This window comes from Pantoea sp. X-Soil-MYKO-1289 (assembly GCF_059730625.1).
On record NZ_AP036004.1, the window covers coordinates 1,058,458 to 1,076,120 of the forward strand.

The window sequence follows — 17,663 nt, forward strand, 5'->3', positions numbered from 1 at the left end:
GCGTTAAATCAATATGCTTACCGGCAAAGGTGTGCAACTCTCTTGATGAAACCCTCAACAGGAGAAAGAAGTCATGAAAATGATGAAAGCTGCCGTGGTTAAGGCGTTTGGTGCACCGCTGGTTATTGAGCAGGTGCCAATACCAGAAGTTGGCGCGGGGCAGGTACTGGTCAAAATCGCGGCGACCGGCGTCTGTCATACCGATCTCCATGCGGCGCAGGGCGACTGGCCTGTCAAACCTGTGCCGCCTTTTATTCCCGGTCATGAAGGGGTCGGCGAGGTAGTGGCGGTAGGGCCTAATGTCACCCACCTTAAGCTGGGCGATCGCGTTGGCGTGCCCTGGCTCTACTCGGCGTGCGGGCACTGCGAGCACTGCCTTGATAGCTGGGAGACGCTCTGTCATGAACAGAAAAATGCGGGCTATTCGGTTAACGGCAGCTTTGCGGAGTATTGCCTGGCCGACGCCAACTATGTCGGCATTTTGCCTGATAACCTCGATTATGCCGAGGTTGCGCCTATCCTCTGCGCCGGGGTAACGGTCTACAAGGGCTTGAAAATGACGGAGGCCCGGCCCGGAAACTGGGTGGTCATTTCCGGTATCGGGGGTCTGGGCCATCTGGCTGTGCAGTATGCCGTGGCGATGGGGCTAAACGTGGCGGCGGTAGATGTTGACGATGAAAAGCTGGCTTTCGCGCAGCGTCTCGGCGCCAGCGTGGTGGTGAACGCACGTAAAGACGATCCGGCACAGGTGTTTCACCAACAGTTCGGCGGCGCACATGCGGCGCTGGTCACCGCCGTGTCGCCTGCGGCGTTTGAACAGGCCATCGGCACGCTGCGGCGCGGCGGAACCATGGTGCTTAACGGGCTGCCGCCGGGCAAGTTCGATCTCTCTATCTTTGATATGGTGCTGGACGGTATCACGGTGCGTGGCTCTATCGTTGGTACCCGAAAAGATTTGCAGGAGGCGCTCGATTTTGCCGGACGGCATAAAGTGAAAGCCACCATCGCTGTCGAGCCGCTGAGTCATATCAACTCTATCTTTGAGCGTATGCACGCTGGAAAAATTGAGGGGCGGATCGTGGTGGATATGTCACTTTAACCCTGGCGTGAAAAGCAAAGAACCGGCGCAAAGCCGGTTCTTTTGTCTCAGGTGTAATCATCCCGCGATTAGCTGCTTGCCAGCAGCGCCTCAAGCTCGGGGCGGCTGGTGACCTTGCTGTCGATCTTGATATAGGCGCTTTTCTCTTCCGGCACGATCAACACCGCCGAGACGCCCGGCTGGGCTTTCAGGCGCTGCTCCAGATTCGGCACGGCCAGCGCGTTATCGCTCAGCACGATACGCAGGCTGCTGACGTAGGGCGGCTCCTGCATGGTCATGGCGACGAACAGCCAGACCGCCGCCACGATGGCGCCTACCAGAAACACCGTCTGCGCGTCGAAATGGCCGAACACCCAGCCGCCGAGGCTGCCGCCAATCGCCACGCCGATAAACTGGCTGGTGGAGTAGAGCCCCATCGCCGTGCCTTTATAGCCAGCCGGCGACTCTTTGCTCACCAGCGACGGCAGAATCGCCTCCATCAGGTTAAAGGCGAAGAAAAAGAGCTGCACGCCGATCACCAGCGTCCAGAAATGGCCCGCCGCGCCCCACAGCACAATCTCCGCGATAACGATCAGGCCGACGCAGGCGACGAACACGCGCTTCATACGGCGCTTTACCTCGGCGTAGATAATAAAGGGCACCACGCCGACAAAGGCGATCAGCATCGTCACCAGATAGATTTTCCAGTGCTCGGCGGCGGGCAGGCCCGCCTGCTCGAACTGGCCGGGCAGGGCGACGAAGCTGGACATCAGCAAAATATGCAGACAGAGAATGCCGACGTTGAGTTTGATCAGGCGCGAATTGCCGAGCACCTTGCGGAAGCTGCCTTTCACCATGCCCGATTCGCGGTTCAGCACATGGCCGGGCGCGCTCGGCACCACCAGCAGGGTAATCACGATGCCCAGCGAGGCGAGAATGGCGATCATCCAGAACAGCGCGTGCAGGCCGAGCGCGTGGGTGACGATGGGTCCGACCACCATCGCGATAGCGAAGGTGACGCCGAAGCTGATGCCGATAAAGGCCATCGCCTTGGTGCGGTTCTGTTCGCGGGTTAAATCAGAGAGCAGCGCCATCACGGCGGCGGCGATCGCGCCGGAGCCCTGCAGCGCGCGGCCGAGAATGATGCCCCAGATAGAGGTGGTAGTCGCGGCGATAATACTGCCGAGAACGAACAGCAGCAGGCCGCCGACGATCAGCGGCTTACGGCCGATGCGGTCGGACATCAGGCCGAAAGGAATTTGAAAGATCGCCTGCGCCAGACCGTAGATGCCGATCGCCAGGCCGATAAGCGTTTCACTTGCACCCTGAAGGGCCATGCCGTAAGTGGTTAATACCGGCAGGACCATAAACATGCCCAGCATACGCAGGGAAAATACCGTGCCCAAACCCCATGTGGCGCGAAGCTCCACCGGCGTCATTTTATTATCGTTCATTCCAACCTCTGTAAGTTTGCCGTATCTATTTTAGGGAGCAGGGCAGGGCGGGTAAAATAATAGTGTTTAAGAAGTGGTAACAAAAAGAAAGGGCGCGAAATCGCGCCCTTAGCATGCATGGCAGTGCGGTATTACCACACGTAGGTGAGCAGGTCTTTTGACGCCGGCGCCATAAAGTCCACCGACATCATCACGCTCAGCGCGGTGATCGCCACGATAGAGAAGACGAACAGCTTACGCGCCCAGACGCGATCGTTCGAGGTCTTGTAACCTGATAACGCCATTCCCAGCCACCATACGCTTACGGCCGCCGCGACCACCAGATACTTATAGCCCGCGTAGCCGCCCAGCGACAGCATCAGCGTGGCGATCATAAACGCCAGAATGTAGAGCGTAATATGATTCTTCGCCACGGAGATGCCTTTCACCACCGGCAGAACCGGGATGTTCGCCGCCTGGTAATCTTTAAAGCGGAAGATGGCAATCGCATAGGAGTGCGGCATCTGCCACAGGCTAAAGATCGCCAGCAGGATCAGCGCGCCGGCATCAAACTGGTTGGTGACGGCGCAGTAGCCGATCACCGGCGGCGCGGCGCCAGACAGGCTGCCAATCAGCGTCCCGTAAACCGAGTGACGCTTCATGTAGAGACTGTAAACGCCGACGTAAACCACGAAGCCCATGACCGCCAGCCACATGGCCAGCGGATTGGCACCAAAGTAGAGCAACGCAAAGCCAGCAATACCTAGCGCGGTAGCATAAATCAGGCTTACTTTCGCGGAGATGAGGCCTTTAACCAGCACTCGATTCCGGGTTCTCTCCATCTTCACGTCGATATCGCGGTCGATCACGTTGTTAAAAACACAACCTGAGGCGACAACCAGCGACACGCCGATCAGCGAGGCGAGAAACAGGGCGTAATCAATGCTGCCTTTCGAAGCCAGCAGAAATCCGCCGATCACAGAAATTAAATTCCCGAAAATAATTCCTGGTTTTGTTACTTGCAGGTATTGCTTAATCATTACGCGACTCTTTAGTGAACCATCATGTTGTAGTTGAGGTTCCACATAATCCACAGCGAGCCAACTACGACGATCAGAATGATGATCGCCGAGAAGACGATGGCTACCATGTTCCAGCCGCCTTCGGACTTGGTGTCCAGATGCAGGAAGTAGATCAGGTGAACAACGACCTGGATAACTGCGCAGGCAACCACGACGCCCAGGGTCATACCTTGAGATGACCCACCGCTCATCACCATCCAGAACGGAATACCGGTCAGGATGACGGAGAGGATGAAGCCGATCATGTAGGACTTCACGCTGCTGTGCGGAACGACATTTCCGTTAGCTGAATGACTCATTACATGACTCCCATCAGATAGACAATGGTAAATACGCAGATCCAGACCACATCCAGGAAGTGCCAGAACAGGCTCAGGCACAGAATACGGGTATGGTTAGTCGACGTCAGCCCACGTTTGGCGATCTGGAACATCAGCACCAGCATCCAGATCAGGCCGCAGGTAACGTGCAGACCGTGGGTGCCTACCAGGGTAAAGAAGCCTGACAGGAAGCCGCTGCGATTCGGGCCGAAGCCTTCTTCGATCAGATGATGGAACTCATAGATCTCCATGCAGATAAAGCCAAGACCAAACAGGAAAGTCAGCGCCAGCCAGCTAAGGACCGAGCTCTTCTTGTCGTGGTTCATGGCGATAACCGCCATGCCGTAGGTGATGGAGCTCAGCAGCAGCAGCGCTGTTTCGCCCAGAACGAACGGCAGTTCGAAGATGTCTTTGCCTGCCGGGCCACCGGCAGTGCTGTTGACCATAACTGCATAGGTCGCAAACAGGGTTGCGAAGATAATGCAGTCACTCATCAGGTAGATCCAGAAGCCAAAGACTTTATTGGCTCCCGCATCGTGATGCCCATGCTCCGCATGGGCGTCGTGGTGGTGTTTTGTCAGAGTTTCAGTTGACATTATTTCAGACCCGCTTTGCTGATGTCGTCAAAGTGCTGCTTCTCGATCTTCTCGATCTCGACAACCGGAACGTAGTAGTCCACGTCTTCGTCGAAGCTCTTCACAATCCAGGTCACGATCATGCCCAGGAAGGAGAGGCCAGCCAGCCACCAGATATGCCAGATTGCGGCAAAACCGAATACCGTCGCGAAGGCAGCGATGACGATAGCCGCGCCGCTGTTCTTCGGCATATGAATCTCTTCATATTTCGCCGGCTGCTTGTACGCTTCGCCTTTCTCTTTCATTTCCCAGAACGCGTCGCGCTCGTGGATATGCGGGATAGTGGCAAAGTTGTAGAACGGCGGCGGTGAAGAGGTTGCCCACTCCAGCGTACGACCGCCCCACGGGTCACCGGTCAGATCGCGGTTCTGATGACGGTCACGCACAGAGACGTAGAACATGGTCAGCTGGCAAATGATACCGCAAGCGATCAGGCCTGCACCGACGGCCGCAATAACCAGCAGAGAGTGGAACTGCGGATCGATATCCTGGCTCAGACGACGCGTCATACCCATGAAGCCCAGAACGTAGAGCGGCATAAAGGCAACGAAGAAGCCGATGATCCAGAACCAGAAGGCGCGTTTGCCCCAGGTTTCGTTCAGGGTAAAGCCGAAGGCTTTCGGGAACCAGTAGGTCACGCCAGCCATACAGCCGAATACCACGCCGCCGATGATGACGTTATGGAAGTGCGCAATCAGGAACAGGCTGTTGTGCAGCACGAAGTCCGCACCCGGCACCGCCAGCAGAACGCCGGTCATACCACCAACAGAGAAGGTGACCAGGAAGCCTACGGTCCACAGCATGGCAGAGTGCATCACGATGCGGCCCTGGTACATGGTGAACAGCCAGTTGAAGATTTTCACGCCGGTCGGAATCGCGATGATCATCGTCATGATGCCGAAGAAGGCGTTAACGTTCGCGCCCGCACCCATGGTGAAGAAGTGGTGCAGCCAGACGATGAACGACAGCACGGTAATGGCGATGGTCGCCCACACCAGCGAGGTGTAGCCAAACAGACGTTTTTTCGAGAAGGTCGCAGTGACTTCAGAGAAGACGCCGAACACCGGCAGAACCAGGATATAGACTTCCGGATGACCCCAAACCCAGATCAGGTTGACGTACATCATCATGTTACCGCCCATATCATTGGTAAAGAAATGGAAGCCAAGGTAACGATCAAGCGTCAACAGCGCCAGGGTCACGGTCAGAACCGGGAACGCGGCGATAATCAGGACGTTGGTGCAAAGAGAAGCCCAGGTAAACACCGGCATTTTGAACAGGTCCATGCCCGGCGCACGCATCTTCAGAATGGTCACGAAGAAGTTGATGCCGGTCAGCGTGGTCCCGATACCGGAAAGCTGGAGACTCCAGATCCAGTAATCGACCCCGACGCCAGGACTGTACTCCGCGCCCGACAGCGGCGGATAGGCCAGCCAGCCGGTCTGTGCGAACTCGCCCACGCCCAGCGACAGGTTAACCAGGATCACACCGACCGCGGTAAACCAGAAGCTCAGGTTGTTCAGGAACGGGAATGCCACGTCGCGCGCGCCGATTTGCAGCGGCACCGCGATGTTCATCAGACCCACGACAAAAGGCATCGCCACGAAGAAGATCATAATCACGCCGTGCGCGGTAAAGATCTGGTCGTAGTGGTGCGGCGGGAGTATGCCGGCTTCCCCGGCGGAAGCCATTACCTGCTGGGTACGCATCATGATGGCATCGGCGAAGCCGCGCAGCAGCATGACGAACGCCATGATGATGTACATGATACCCAGTTTTTTATGGTCGACGGAGGTGAGCCATTCAGACCACAGGTACTGCCATTTACCAAAGTAGGTTAGGGCAGCGATGATTGCCAGACCACCAATGATGATCCCGGCAACCGTAACCATGATAATCGGCTCATGGTACGGCACTGCATCCAGTGTTAATTTTCCGAACATCGTATTATTCCTCGGCTCCCGCGGAAGCGGTGTGACTCATGTCCATGCCTTCGTGCTGAGACATGTCCATCTTCCCGTGGCTGGTCATGAACTTAGCGATGACTTGCTTGAACAGTTCAGGATTCGCTGAAGAGAAATATTCCACCGGATGATTTTCGCTTGGCACAGCGACTTTCTCGAAATCTTCCATAGTGGTCAGCGTGTTAGGCGCCGCTTTAACTTTGGCGACCCACTGCTGGAACTCCGCATCGTCCTTGGTTGCAATGGCTTTGAACTTCATACCAGAGAAACCTCGACCACTGAAGTTCGAGGAAATACCGTCGAACGTTCCTGGCTCATTGGCGATCAGGTGCAGTTTGGTCTGCATGCCCGCCATGGCGTAGATCTGGCTGCCGAGCGTCGGAATAAAGAAGGAGTTCATAACGGAGTTGGAGGTAATTTTGAAGCTCACCGGCGTGTTAGCCGGGAAAGCGATCTGGTTAACGGTGGCAATACCCTGTTCCGGGTAGATAAACAACCATTTCCAGTCCAGCGCCACGACTTCGATCTCAACCGGTTTCACGTCAGAGGCCAGCGGTTTGCTCGGCTCCAGCGCGTGGGTTGATTTCCAGGTCAGCACGCCGAGGAAGAGAATGATCAGGATCGGAATGGTCCAGACCACGGCTTCGACTTTGTTAGAGTGCGACCAGTTGGGGCTGTACTTCGCTTCAGTGTTGGATGCACGATATTTCCATGCAAACACCACCGCCATCAAGATTGCCGGAATAACGACGATCATCATTAAGCCGAAGGCTGTCAGAATCAACGAACGTTGCTCAAGTGCAATCTGTCCCTTGGGATTTAACAACGCATTATCGCAGCCACTCATTAACAAAGTGCCTGCGATTAATGACAAAATCCCCAAACTTTTATTGTATTTCCTGAGTCTCATTTAACGACCTCAATGACAAAGGGCTTATTGTCGTTTAAGTGTGCGCGCATTTTACGGGAAGGTTTATGCAGTGTAAACCAGCATAAGGATGTGTCAGCAGCGTGTTGACACCTTTTGCTAAGGGTGTCACAGATGTTGCCTGGGGTGATAAATTATTAACTGCGACAAGCAGTTGGCACTAATATAACAAAAACCGATGAAAGTATCCTTAAAGAAATCAGGGAAAGAATAAACCTTACTTTTGATGCTCAATTATTTAACAAATCTGCATCATTTGAGTGATGAAATTTATACAAAATAATTGCGCACCGGTTTTTAATATATTCGCTGAATGCAGAATCAGGATCTTAATATTTCCAGGAAAATAACACTGGATGACAAAGTTTAACTTTTGCCGCCCGTGAGGACGGCTTTACTCCATTTCGCTATGAAATAATACCGAAGGTTAATTACTGCGCCTGCGCCGCCGCGCTTTTCCGCTGCGCGATGTAGTCAAGCGTCACGCCGCCGCATACCGCCAGCGCCATCAGCGCCATACCAGCTTCGAACAGCGCGCCCGGCACGCTCTCCAGCCGCCACAGCCCCAGCGCCTGACTCGCCAGCGTCATGAGCCAGAGGGCGATAACAGCAGATCCAACGCAGAACAGGCGCGTCGTCCAGCGGTAGCCGGCGGTAAAACGCGTGCGCATTAAGAAGCGCTCGCTGTTTTGCGCTTCGTTCAGAGTGTCGCGACAGAGCAGCAGCAGCAGCAAACCAGGCAGCGCCGCCAGCACGGTGAAAGCGTAGAAGGTAGGCCAGCCCCAAAGCTCCACCAGCCAGCCGGCCGCCGGGCCGACATAGACGCGGCCAACCGCCGAAAGCGCCGAGAGCAGAGCGAACTGCGTGGCGGAGAATGACTTGTTGCACAGGGTCATCAGCAGCGCGACGAACGCCGCCGTGCCCATGCCGCCGCACAGATTCTCCACGAAGACGGCGCTGGCCATGCTCCATAAATGCGGCGGCGTCACCGCCAGCAGCCAGTAGGCGAAATTCGAGACCGCCTGCAGCACGCCGAAAATCATCAGGGCGCGGAACAGGCTCAGGCGCTGCATCAGCACGCCGCCGTAGAGGGCACCGATAATGGTTGCCAGCAGGCCGAGCGTTTTGTTCACCAGCCCGACGTCGCCGGCGTTAAAGCCGACGCCGCGGATCAGGAAAGTAGTGGTCAGCGAGGCGGCGAAGGCGTCGCCCAGCTTATAGAGCACAATAAGGGTGATCAGCAGCCAGGCGTTGTTGCGCTGAAAAAAGTCCTTCAGCGGCAGCGACACCGCTTCGCGCAGCGAATGCGGCGTGGTGGCGCGCGTGTCGGGCTCTTTCGCCATCAGGGTGGCGATAAGCGCGGGCACCATCAGCAGCGCCATCAGCCAGTAGGTCGCCTGCCAGCCGAGATAGCGATCTGCCAGCCAGAGCGCCAGCCCGCCGGAGACCAGCATCGCCAGTCGGTAGCCGAGCACGGTGATGGCGGCGCCGCTGCCGCGCTCTTCCGGCGGCAGCACGTCGGTTTTCCACGCGTCGAAGACGATATCCTGCGAAGCGGAGCAGAAGGCGACCAGCACCGCCAGCGCGGCGAGCAGCGTCAGGTCGCGTCCGGGCTGCATAAAGCCCATGGCGATAATCCCGGCGATCAGCGCCAGCTGCGTCAGCAGCAGCCAGCCGCGGCGGCGCCCGAGAAACGGCGGCGTAAAGCGGTCCATCACCGGCGACCAGAGAAATTTAAAGACGTACGCCTGGCCGACCAGCGAAAAAAAGCCGATGGTTTTGAGATCGACATTTTCCACCGTCATCCACGCCTGCAGCGTGCCGGCGGTCAGCGCCAGCGGCAGGCCTGAAGCAAAGCCCAGCAGCAGTAAAACGGCGGCGTTTCGTTGAGTAAAGATGCGAAGATAGTGATTCATGCTGACCCTGAAGCGATGCCCGGCGGTGCGCCGGGCATAGAATGCGGCGGATTAGTGCGCGTTTTGCTTGATGAAGTTGTTGATGCTGGTGTCCTGCGCCATATCGGCGATGACGTCGCCCAGCGTCGAGTTCACTGCTTTGGTGATCTTGTCGTTGGTCGCGCTAAAGGCGCCTTCTACGCTATAGGTCTGGCGATAGTTCTTCACCTGCTTGTTGCCGTTCTTCGCGGTGGCGATAATCGAAATATCCGCTTTGGTGGTGATGCTGTAGCGTACGTTGCCCTGGGTCACGTCCGCATAGAGGTTATTCACCACGATCTGCAGATCGACAGCGCCTTCCGGCCCGATCATATAGCCGCGCGCGGTCATCTGTTTCTCCAGCACTTCCTGCAGCAGGAAGCGCAGATCGCGAGACGGCGTCAGGGTAACAAGCTGGCCGTCGCGATTGACTTTCGCCAGCGCCTGGTCGCTGCGCTGATCGGCGCCGTTAATGCTGACGGTCACGCCCATCAGGCTCGGATCCTGCTGCGGCAGCTCGATTTTCGGCTGAATGGTCAACGTATTGCTGTTAGTGGCGCAGCCGGCCAAAATGAAGGCGGCCAGCAGGGGAAATAACAGTTTTTTCAACATGCTTATTCTCGTTAATGTTGTGGGTTGGTTTGCAAAAACTGCGGCCATCATAGCATTGCGCGGCAGTGAAAAAAGCCCTTGCGGAGGGGAAATTCGCGGCAACCGCCTTTTTTATACCCTAAGAAAAATCCAGGCATTGACCGGCACTCGCGCTGCGCTATCATGCCGTTCGGCTTAAAGGGCGGCGGAAATATTTTCATACATTTATACGGATGCGTCTGAAAACCTACTAATATTTAACCAGATGGGGCACAGCGCTCGCCATTGAGGAAAGAGACAATGATTCGCGAACAGATCGAAGAGAAGCTGCGCCTGGCTTTTGAGCCGGCTCATCTGGAAGTGCATGACGAAAGCTATCGTCACAATGTTCCGGCGGGTTCCGAAAGCCACTTCAAGGTGGTTATCGTCAGCGACGTTTTCGCTGGTCAGCGCTTTCTGGCGCGCCATCGGGCGATTTACGGCGAGCTTGCCGCCGAGCTGGCAGGCAGCGTTCACGCGCTGGCGCTGCATACCTATACCCTGAAAGAGTGGGAGGGATTGCAGGATACCGTGCTCGCCTCGCCAAACTGCCGCGGCGCCGGCACCCTCGCCTGATATCTTCTGCTTTTAAAAAACGGCCTGCGGGCCGTTTTTTTCATTATTTAGCGATAAACGCGATCTCTGGCGCAAAAAAGCAGCAAAGCCGCTAAAAAGTGGTGAGTTTACAGCCTCGACTCACCAGGGCGATGCCGCTATAATGCTGCGTCTATTTTTCCGGAATGTCTTCGGGACGCTTCTGGTGACAGGGATCAGGTTCTCTTAATGGAAGCCGTCCCGGTTGTTGGATACGGCGCATTGCATAATGTGTGGTGTCTGAAGTTGACCGAGCACGCGATTTTTTGAGGTAACAAGATGACAGTTTCAGTAGAAACCACGCAGGGTCTGGGCCGTCGCATTACGATTACTGTCCCCGCTGACAGCATCGAAAGCGCAGTGAAGAAAGAACTGGTGGAAGTGGCGAAAAAAGTCCGTATCGATGGTTTCCGTAAAGGCAAAGTGCCGGCCAATATCATCGCACAGCGCTACGGCGCTTCCGTTCGCCAGGACGTGCTGGGCGAGCTGATGACGCGCAACTTCGTTGACGCCATCATCAAAGAAAAAATCAATCCGGCTGGCGCGCCGAACTACGTGCCGGGCGAATATAAAGAAGGCGAAGATTTCACCTACGCGGTCGAGTTCGAAGTCTATCCGGAAGTTGAACTGCAGGGTCTGGACAGCATCGAAGTTGAAAAACCGCTGGTGGAAGTGACCGACGCTGACGTCGACGCCATGCTGGACACCCTGCGCAAGCAGCAGGCTAACTGGAAAGAGAGCGATGCGGCGGCGACTGCTGAAGATCGCGCGACCATCGACTTCAGCGGTTCAGTCGACGGCGAAGAGTTCGAAGGCGGCAAAGCCTCTGACTTCGTGCTGGCGATGGGCCAGGGCCGTATGATCCCGGGCTTCGAAGAGGGCATCGTGGGTCATAAAGCGGGTGAAACCTTCACTATCGACGTGAAATTCCCGGAAGACTACCACGCGGAAAACCTGAAAGGGAAAGACGCGAAGTTCGACATCGTGCTGAAGAAAGTTGAAACGCGCGAACTGCCGGAACTGACCGAAGAGTTCATCAAGCGTTTCGGCGTGGAAGATGGTTCTATCGAAGGTCTGCGCGCTGAAGTGCGTAAAAACATGGATCGCGAGCTGAAAGGCGCCATCCGCAACCGCGTGAAAACGCAGGCGATCGACGGCCTGGTGAAAGCCAACGACATCGACGTGCCAGCTGCGCTGATCGACAGCGAAATCGACGTACTGCGTCGTCAGGCTGCGCAGCGCTTCGGCGGCAATGAGAAGCAAGCGCTGGAACTGCCGCGCGAGCTGTTCGAAGAGCAGGCGAAACGCCGCGTTGTTGTCGGTCTGCTGCTGGGCGAAGTGATTCGCACCCATGAGCTGAAGGCTGACGAAGCGCGCGTTAACGCCCTGATCGAAGAGATGGCGTCCGCTTACGAAGATCCGCAGGAAGTGATCGAGTTCTACAGCAAAAACAACGAGCTGATGAACAACATGCGCAACGTCGCGCTCGAAGAGCAGGCGGTTGAAGCCGTTCTGGAAAAAGCGAAAGTGACTGAGAAAGCGACCAGCTTCCAGGAACTGATGAATCAGACCACCGCTGCCTGATCGCTGATTTAACCAGAAATGCTAAGCCCGCGGCTGCAAAGTTGCGGGCTTTTTTGTTTTTGCGCTGTCATCTCCTCTGTTATATCGCTATTTGCTTAATAAACCGGCAAATTATTCACGTTGCGCTTTTTCCCGGTTAGCGAATAGAGAAAAGGTTGTTATGCTTGAAACAGCAGTGCAGTATCCCCAGATTGAGGGAGTATGCAGAAGAGAGTTAGACTGGCTGATTAACCGTCCTTGAAGGTGTCGGAAACGAAGCTGAGCGGTGCAGAGCAGGCTCGCTTCAGAAAAAATCGGTACAGAATGCCAATGAACTATATCCAGGAGACGGTAATGTCATACAGTGGCGATCGTGAATTTACTGCGCCGCGCAATGCGCTGGTGCCCATGGTGGTGGAACAGACTTCGCGCGGCGAGCGTTCCTACGACATCTATTCCCGCCTGCTGAAAGAGCGCGTCATCTTTCTGACCGGTCAGGTTGAAGATCACATGGCCAATCTGATCGTGGCGCAGATGCTGTTTCTGGAAGCGGAAAACCCTGAGAAAGATATCTATCTTTATATTAACTCTCCCGGCGGCGTGATCACCGCGGGCATGTCGATTTACGACACCATGAAGTTTATCAAGCCCGACGTCAGCACCATCTGTATGGGACAGGCCTGCTCAATGGGCGCCTTCCTGCTGACCGCCGGCACCAAAGGCAAGCGTTTCTGCCTGCCGAACTCGCGCGTGATGATCCACCAGCCGCTGGGCGGCTATCAGGGTCAGGCGACCGACATTGAGATTCATGCGAAAGAGATCCTGAAAGTGAAACAGCGCATGAATGAGCTGATGGCGCAGCATACCGGCAAATCGCTGGAAGAAATTGAGCGCGATACCGAGCGCGACCGTTTCCTCTCGGCGAGTGAAGCGGTAGAGTATGGTTTAGTCGACTCCGTCCTGACGCATCGCGAATAAGACTCATCTGCCCGGCTCCTTACGCTATAGTTACTGGGAAACGGGTTTGAGTTGAATGAACATTGGCCGTGTCCGCACGGCCTGCGCCGTACGCCAGTATGGCCTGAGAACAAGAAGAGGTTAACTGATGACAGATAAGCGCAAAGACGGTTCAGGGAAGTTGCTGTACTGCTCTTTTTGCGGCAAAAGCCAGCATGAAGTGCGTAAGCTGATTGCCGGGCCGTCAGTGTATATCTGCGACGAATGTGTCGATCTGTGCAATGACATCATTCGCGAAGAGATTAAAGAAGTTGCCCCGCATCGCGAACGTAGCGCGCTGCCTACGCCGCACGAAATCCGCCATCACCTCGATGATTATGTTATCGGCCAGGAAAAGGCGAAAAAAGTGCTGGCGGTTGCGGTGTACAACCACTACAAACGCCTGCGCAATGGCGATACCAGCAACGGCATCGAGCTGGGCAAAAGCAACATTCTGCTGATTGGCCCGACCGGTAGCGGTAAAACCCTGCTGGCGGAGACGCTGGCGCGCCTGCTGGATGTGCCGTTCACCATGGCTGACGCCACCACGCTGACCGAAGCGGGCTACGTGGGCGAAGATGTGGAAAACATCATTCAGAAGCTGCTGCAGAAGTGCGACTATGACGTGCAGAAAGCGCAGCGCGGCATCGTCTACATCGATGAGATTGATAAAATCTCGCGTAAGTCGGACAACCCGTCGATCACGCGCGACGTCTCCGGCGAAGGCGTGCAGCAGGCGCTGCTGAAGCTGATCGAAGGCACCGTGGCGGCCGTTCCGCCGCAGGGCGGCCGCAAGCATCCGCAGCAGGAGTTTTTGCAGGTCGATACCTCTAAGATTCTGTTTATCTGCGGCGGCGCGTTCGCGGGCCTGGATAAAGTGATCTCCCAGCGCGTGGAAACCGGCTCCGGTATCGGTTTTGGCGCAACGGTGAAAGGCAAGTCGGAAAAAGCGAGCGAAGGCGAGCTGCTCTCTCAGGTTGAACCTGAAGATCTGATCAAATTCGGTCTGATCCCGGAATTCATCGGCCGTCTGCCGGTGGTCGCGACGCTCAACGAGCTGAGCGAAGAGGCGCTGATTCAGATCCTGCGCGAGCCGAAGAACGCCCTGACCAAACAGTACCAGGCGTTGTTCAACCTGGAAGGGGTCGAGCTGGAGTTCCGCGACGAAGCCCTGACCGCCATCGCCAAAAAAGCGATGTCGCGCAAAACCGGCGCACGCGGCCTGCGTTCTATCGTTGAAGGCGCGCTGCTGGAAACCATGTACGATCTGCCTTCTATGGAAGACGTAGAAAAAGTGGTGATCGACGAGTCGGTTATCGAAGGCCAGTCAGAGCCGATGCTCATCTACGGCAAGCATGAAGCCCAGGCGTCTGGCGAATAATTCGCCAGTGCAAGGGCGTTGATATTATTAAAAAAGGGGAAAATTCTTTCCCCTTTTGTTTTTCTCGCTCTCATGACGTTGAATGTCGAACGATCATCCCCATATACTCATAATCCTGTGGGTTTAACTGCACATTCCCTGCATTATGCGGTGCCCATCACCTGGCGGACACTAACTAAGAGAGAGCTCTATGAATCCTGAGCGTTCTGAACGCATTGAAATCCCCGTGTTGCCTCTGCGCGACGTGGTGGTTTATCCGCACATGGTAATTCCGTTGTTTGTTGGTCGGGAAAAATCGATTCGTTGCCTCGAAGCGGCGATGGATCATGACAAGAAGATCATGCTGGTTGCCCAGAAAGAGGCTTCAACGGATGAACCTGGCATTAACGATCTCTTCTCTGTAGGGACCGTAGCCTCAGTGCTGCAGATGCTGAAACTGCCTGACGGCACCGTCAAAGTTTTAGTTGAAGGGTTGCAGCGCGCGCATATCACTACCCTGGCGGATAATGGCGACCATTTTACCGCGCAGGCGGAATACCTGATCTCGCCGGAAATCGAAGAGCGCGAACAGGAAGTGCTGGTACGGACGGCGATCAATCAGTTTGAAGGCTATATCAAGCTGAACAAAAAGATCCCGCCGGAGGTGCTGACCTCGCTGAACAATATCGACGATGCGGCGCGCCTTGCCGACACCGTTGCGGCCCATATGCCGCTGAAATTAGCCGATAAACAGTCGGTGCTGGAGATGTCGGACGTGAACGAGCGTCTGGAATATCTCATGGCGATGATGGAGTCGGAAATCGATCTGCTGCAGGTTGAGAAGCGCATTCGCAACCGCGTGAAAAAGCAGATGGAGAAAAGCCAGCGCGAGTACTATCTGAATGAGCAGATGAAAGCCATTCAGAAAGAGCTGGGCGAAATGGACGACGTGCCGGATGAGTACGAAGCCCTGAAGCGCAAAATCGACGCGGCGAAAATGCCGACCGAAGCGCGTGAAAAAGCGGAAGCCGAGCTGCAGAAATTAAAAATGATGTCGCCAATGTCCGCCGAAGCGACGGTGGTGCGCGGCTATATCGACTGGATGGTTCAGGTGCCGTGGAACGCGCGCAGCAAGGTGAAAAAAGACCTGCGCAAGGCCCAGGAGACGCTGGATACCGACCACTATGGCCTGGAGCGCGTCAAAGACCGCATTCTGGAATATCTCGCCGTGCAGAGCCGCGTCAGCAAAATTAAAGGCCCGATCCTCTGCCTGGTTGGACCGCCGGGCGTGGGTAAAACCTCGCTGGGTCAGTCGATCGCCAAGGCGACCGGCCGTAAGTATGTGCGTATGGCGCTGGGCGGCGTGCGTGACGAAGCGGAAATTCGCGGTCACCGCCGGACTTACATCGGCTCTATGCCGGGCAAACTGATCCAGAAAATGGCGAAGGTCGGGGTGAAAAACCCGCTGTTCCTGCTGGACGAGATCGACAAAATGTCGTCCGACATGCGCGGCGATCCCGCTTCCGCGCTGCTGGAAGTGCTCGATCCCGAGCAGAACATCGCCTTTAACGATCACTACCTCGAAGTGGATTACGATCTCTCCGACGTGATGTTCGTCGCCACGTCCAACTCCATGAACATTCCGGCGCCGCTGCTGGATCGTATGGAAGTGATTCGCCTCTCTGGTTACACCGAGGATGAGAAGCTTAATATCGCCAGGCAGCATCTGTTGCCGAAGCAGATTGAGCGTAACGCCCTGAAAGAGAGCGAAATCACAGTGGAAGACAGCGCCATCGTCGGCATCATCCGCTACTACACGCGCGAAGCGGGCGTGCGTAGCCTGGAGCGCGAACTGTCGAAGCTGTGCCGTAAAGCGGTGAAAACGCTGCTGCTGAATAAAGAGCAGAAGCACATCACCATCAATGGCGAGAACCTCAAGGATTACCTGGGCGTACAGCGCTTCGACTATGGCCGCGCCGAAAGCGAAAACCGCGTCGGCCAGGTGACCGGCCTCGCGTGGACCGAAGTAGGCGGCGATCTGCTGACCATCGAAACCGCCTGCGTGCCGGGCAAAGGCAAGCTGACCTACACCGGCTCGCTCGGTGAGGTGATGCAGGAGTCGATCCAGGCGGCGCTGACCGTGGTGCGCGCGCGCGCCGAAAAGCTGGGCATCAACGGCGATTTTTACGAGAAGCGCGACATCCACGTTCACGTGCCGGAAGGCGCGACGCCGAAGGATGGCCCGAGCGCAGGTATCGCGATGTGTACCGCGCTGGTTTCCTGTCTGACCGGCAACCCGGTGCGTTCCGACGTGGCGATGACCGGCGAGATCACCCTGCGCGGCCAGGTGCTGCCGATCGGCGGCCTGAAAGAGAAGCTGCTGGCGGCCCATCGCGGCGGCATTAAAGTGGTGCTGATCCCGGACGATAATAAACGCGACCTGGAAGAGATTCCGGCCAACGTTATCGCCGATCTGGAGATCCATCCGGTGAAACGCATCGAAGAAGTGTTAGGCCTTGCGCTGGAAAATGCCCCTTACGGCATGCAGGTTGCTACCGCAAAATAGTGATTAGCGACATAAAGCATTAAAAAGCGAAGCTGGCAGGCGAATGAGCGCTTGCCAGCTTTTTTTAGTGCCGTTAATTTAGGGGGCTGCGGAATCAACGATTAAGATGAATTCCGTTGTTTCGCCTCAACAGGCTTGATATAACGTGCTGCGCATTCGTATCCGGCAGGACGCGCGGATGTGAAGTGAAATAATAAAAGAGGGGATGAAGAGAGTGAATAAGTCACAGTTGATCGACAAAATTGCTGCAGACGCTGACATTTCTAAAGCAGCAGCGGGACGTGTTTTAGACGCATTCACCAGTTCTGTTTCCGACGCGCTGAAAGGCGGCGACGAAGTGGCTCTGGTGGGCTTTGGCACTTTCTCCGTACGCGAACGTGCCGCACGTACCGGCCGCAACCCGCAGACCGGCAAAGAGATCACCATTGCCGCTGGCAAAGTGCCGGGCTTCCGCGCCGGTAAAGCGCTGAAAGACGCTGTCAACGCATGACATCGCACCTGTCCGCAGAAGCATTTTCTTCCGTGGACTAGAGGACGGTTCATGCGTTCTCATGTAACATACGGGCACATCAAATTTGAT

General features: G+C 55.9%; 15 protein-coding genes. 7 read left to right on the top strand and 8 right to left on the bottom strand.

From position 1 onward, the window contains the following. Positions 1 to 73: 73 nt before the first annotated feature. Positions 74 to 1,099, top strand: coding sequence for an alcohol dehydrogenase AdhP (gene adhP, locus AC6I7Z_RS05025; protein ID WP_497813368.1), 1,026 nt, complete (start codon positions 74 to 76; stop codon positions 1,097 to 1,099). A gap of 68 nt (positions 1,100 to 1,167) precedes the next feature. Here the strand turns inward: adhP and AC6I7Z_RS05030 are convergent, their stop codons facing one another. The 8 genes from AC6I7Z_RS05030 to AC6I7Z_RS05065 all read right to left on the bottom strand — a co-directional run bounded on the left by AC6I7Z_RS05030 (position 1,168) and on the right by AC6I7Z_RS05065 (position 9,986). Beyond that, positions 1,168 to 2,532, bottom strand: a complete 1,365-nt coding sequence (locus AC6I7Z_RS05030) for an MFS transporter (protein WP_048783370.1) — start codon at positions 2,530 to 2,532, stop codon at positions 1,168 to 1,170. A 131-nt stretch (positions 2,533 to 2,663) separates the two neighbouring features. Beyond that, positions 2,664 to 3,551 (bottom strand): heme o synthase, encoded by an 888-nt coding sequence (gene cyoE, locus AC6I7Z_RS05035; protein ID WP_033752721.1) that lies wholly within the window; start codon positions 3,549 to 3,551, stop codon positions 2,664 to 2,666. A gap of 11 nt (positions 3,552 to 3,562) precedes the next feature. Further along, positions 3,563 to 3,892, bottom strand: coding sequence for a cytochrome o ubiquinol oxidase subunit IV (locus AC6I7Z_RS05040; RefSeq protein WP_048783368.1), 330 nt, complete (start codon positions 3,890 to 3,892; stop codon positions 3,563 to 3,565). After that, positions 3,892 to 4,509 carry a cytochrome o ubiquinol oxidase subunit III gene (locus tag AC6I7Z_RS05045; RefSeq protein WP_033752718.1) on the bottom strand — a complete coding sequence of 206 codons (618 nt, stop codon included), beginning with the start codon at positions 4,507 to 4,509 and terminating at the stop codon, positions 3,892 to 3,894. The genes AC6I7Z_RS05040 and AC6I7Z_RS05045 overlap by 1 nt, the downstream gene beginning before the upstream one ends. After that, positions 4,509 to 6,491, bottom strand: a complete 1,983-nt coding sequence (gene cyoB, locus AC6I7Z_RS05050; protein ID WP_048783362.1) for a cytochrome o ubiquinol oxidase subunit I — start codon at positions 6,489 to 6,491, stop codon at positions 4,509 to 4,511. The genes AC6I7Z_RS05045 and cyoB overlap by 1 nt, the downstream gene beginning before the upstream one ends. Before the next feature lie 4 nt (positions 6,492 to 6,495). Beyond that, the gene (gene cyoA / locus AC6I7Z_RS05055; RefSeq protein ID WP_497813369.1) at positions 6,496 to 7,422 is read right to left on the bottom strand and encodes a cytochrome o ubiquinol oxidase subunit II; all 927 of its coding nucleotides are present in this window, start codon (positions 7,420 to 7,422) and stop codon (positions 6,496 to 6,498) included. Positions 7,423 to 7,871: 449 nt separating this feature from the next. Next, positions 7,872 to 9,356 (bottom strand): muropeptide MFS transporter AmpG, encoded by a 1,485-nt coding sequence (gene ampG, locus AC6I7Z_RS05060; RefSeq protein WP_497813370.1) that lies wholly within the window; start codon positions 9,354 to 9,356, stop codon positions 7,872 to 7,874. 51 nt (positions 9,357 to 9,407) lie between these two features. Continuing rightward, positions 9,408 to 9,986 (bottom strand): lipoprotein, encoded by a 579-nt coding sequence (locus AC6I7Z_RS05065; protein WP_033788805.1) that lies wholly within the window; start codon positions 9,984 to 9,986, stop codon positions 9,408 to 9,410. A gap of 279 nt (positions 9,987 to 10,265) precedes the next feature. Between AC6I7Z_RS05065 and bolA the strand changes: the two genes are divergently transcribed. The 6 genes from bolA (at position 10,266) to hupB (ending at position 17,573) form a co-directional block, all read left to right on the top strand. Then, on the top strand, positions 10,266 to 10,580 hold the full coding sequence (gene bolA / locus AC6I7Z_RS05070) for a transcriptional regulator BolA (RefSeq protein ID WP_033752711.1): 315 nt from the start codon (positions 10,266 to 10,268) through the stop codon (positions 10,578 to 10,580). A 297-nt stretch (positions 10,581 to 10,877) separates the two neighbouring features. Continuing rightward, positions 10,878 to 12,182 (top strand): trigger factor, encoded by a 1,305-nt coding sequence (gene tig, locus AC6I7Z_RS05075; protein WP_033788806.1) that lies wholly within the window; start codon positions 10,878 to 10,880, stop codon positions 12,180 to 12,182. A gap of 333 nt (positions 12,183 to 12,515) precedes the next feature. Continuing rightward, the gene (gene clpP / locus AC6I7Z_RS05080) at positions 12,516 to 13,139 is read left to right on the top strand and encodes an ATP-dependent Clp endopeptidase proteolytic subunit ClpP (RefSeq protein ID WP_033788807.1); all 624 of its coding nucleotides are present in this window, start codon (positions 12,516 to 12,518) and stop codon (positions 13,137 to 13,139) included. A gap of 127 nt (positions 13,140 to 13,266) precedes the next feature. Continuing rightward, positions 13,267 to 14,538 (top strand): ATP-dependent protease ATP-binding subunit ClpX, encoded by a 1,272-nt coding sequence (clpX, locus tag AC6I7Z_RS05085; RefSeq protein ID WP_033752707.1) that lies wholly within the window; start codon positions 13,267 to 13,269, stop codon positions 14,536 to 14,538. Between the two features lie 190 nt (positions 14,539 to 14,728). Next, on the top strand, positions 14,729 to 17,083 hold the full coding sequence (lon, locus tag AC6I7Z_RS05090) for an endopeptidase La (protein WP_497813371.1): 2,355 nt from the start codon (positions 14,729 to 14,731) through the stop codon (positions 17,081 to 17,083). Positions 17,084 to 17,297: 214 nt separating this feature from the next. Beyond that, the gene (gene hupB, locus AC6I7Z_RS05095; protein ID WP_033752705.1) at positions 17,298 to 17,573 is read left to right on the top strand and encodes a nucleoid-associated protein HU-beta; all 276 of its coding nucleotides are present in this window, start codon (positions 17,298 to 17,300) and stop codon (positions 17,571 to 17,573) included. Positions 17,574 to 17,663 lie beyond the last annotated feature (90 nt).

Bases quoted from the DNA above. Each gene is read 5' to 3' on its own strand.
- adhP (WP_497813368.1), top strand. From the start codon at position 74: ATGAAAATGATGAAAGCTGCCGTGGTTAAGGCGTTTGGTGCACCGCTG.
- AC6I7Z_RS05065 (WP_033788805.1), bottom strand. From the start codon at position 9,986: ATGTTGAAAAAACTGTTATTTCCCCTGCTGGCCGCCTTCATTTTGGCC.
- cyoB (WP_048783362.1), bottom strand. From the start codon at position 6,491: ATGTTCGGAAAATTAACACTGGATGCAGTGCCGTACCATGAGCCGATT.
- AC6I7Z_RS05040 (WP_048783368.1), bottom strand. From the start codon at position 3,892: ATGAGTCATTCAGCTAACGGAAATGTCGTTCCGCACAGCAGCGTGAAG.
- ampG (WP_497813370.1), bottom strand. From the start codon at position 9,356: ATGAATCACTATCTTCGCATCTTTACTCAACGAAACGCCGCCGTTTTA.
- AC6I7Z_RS05030 (WP_048783370.1), bottom strand. From the start codon at position 2,532: ATGAACGATAATAAAATGACGCCGGTGGAGCTTCGCGCCACATGGGGT.
- cyoA (WP_497813369.1), bottom strand. From the start codon at position 7,422: ATGAGACTCAGGAAATACAATAAAAGTTTGGGGATTTTGTCATTAATC.
- cyoE (WP_033752721.1), bottom strand. From the start codon at position 3,551: ATGATTAAGCAATACCTGCAAGTAACAAAACCAGGAATTATTTTCGGG.
- bolA (WP_033752711.1), top strand. From the start codon at position 10,266: ATGATTCGCGAACAGATCGAAGAGAAGCTGCGCCTGGCTTTTGAGCCG.
- clpP (WP_033788807.1), top strand. From the start codon at position 12,516: ATGTCATACAGTGGCGATCGTGAATTTACTGCGCCGCGCAATGCGCTG.
- AC6I7Z_RS05045 (WP_033752718.1), bottom strand. From the start codon at position 4,509: ATGTCAACTGAAACTCTGACAAAACACCACCACGACGCCCATGCGGAG.
- tig (WP_033788806.1), top strand. From the start codon at position 10,878: ATGACAGTTTCAGTAGAAACCACGCAGGGTCTGGGCCGTCGCATTACG.
- clpX (WP_033752707.1), top strand. From the start codon at position 13,267: ATGACAGATAAGCGCAAAGACGGTTCAGGGAAGTTGCTGTACTGCTCT.
- lon (WP_497813371.1), top strand. From the start codon at position 14,729: ATGAATCCTGAGCGTTCTGAACGCATTGAAATCCCCGTGTTGCCTCTG.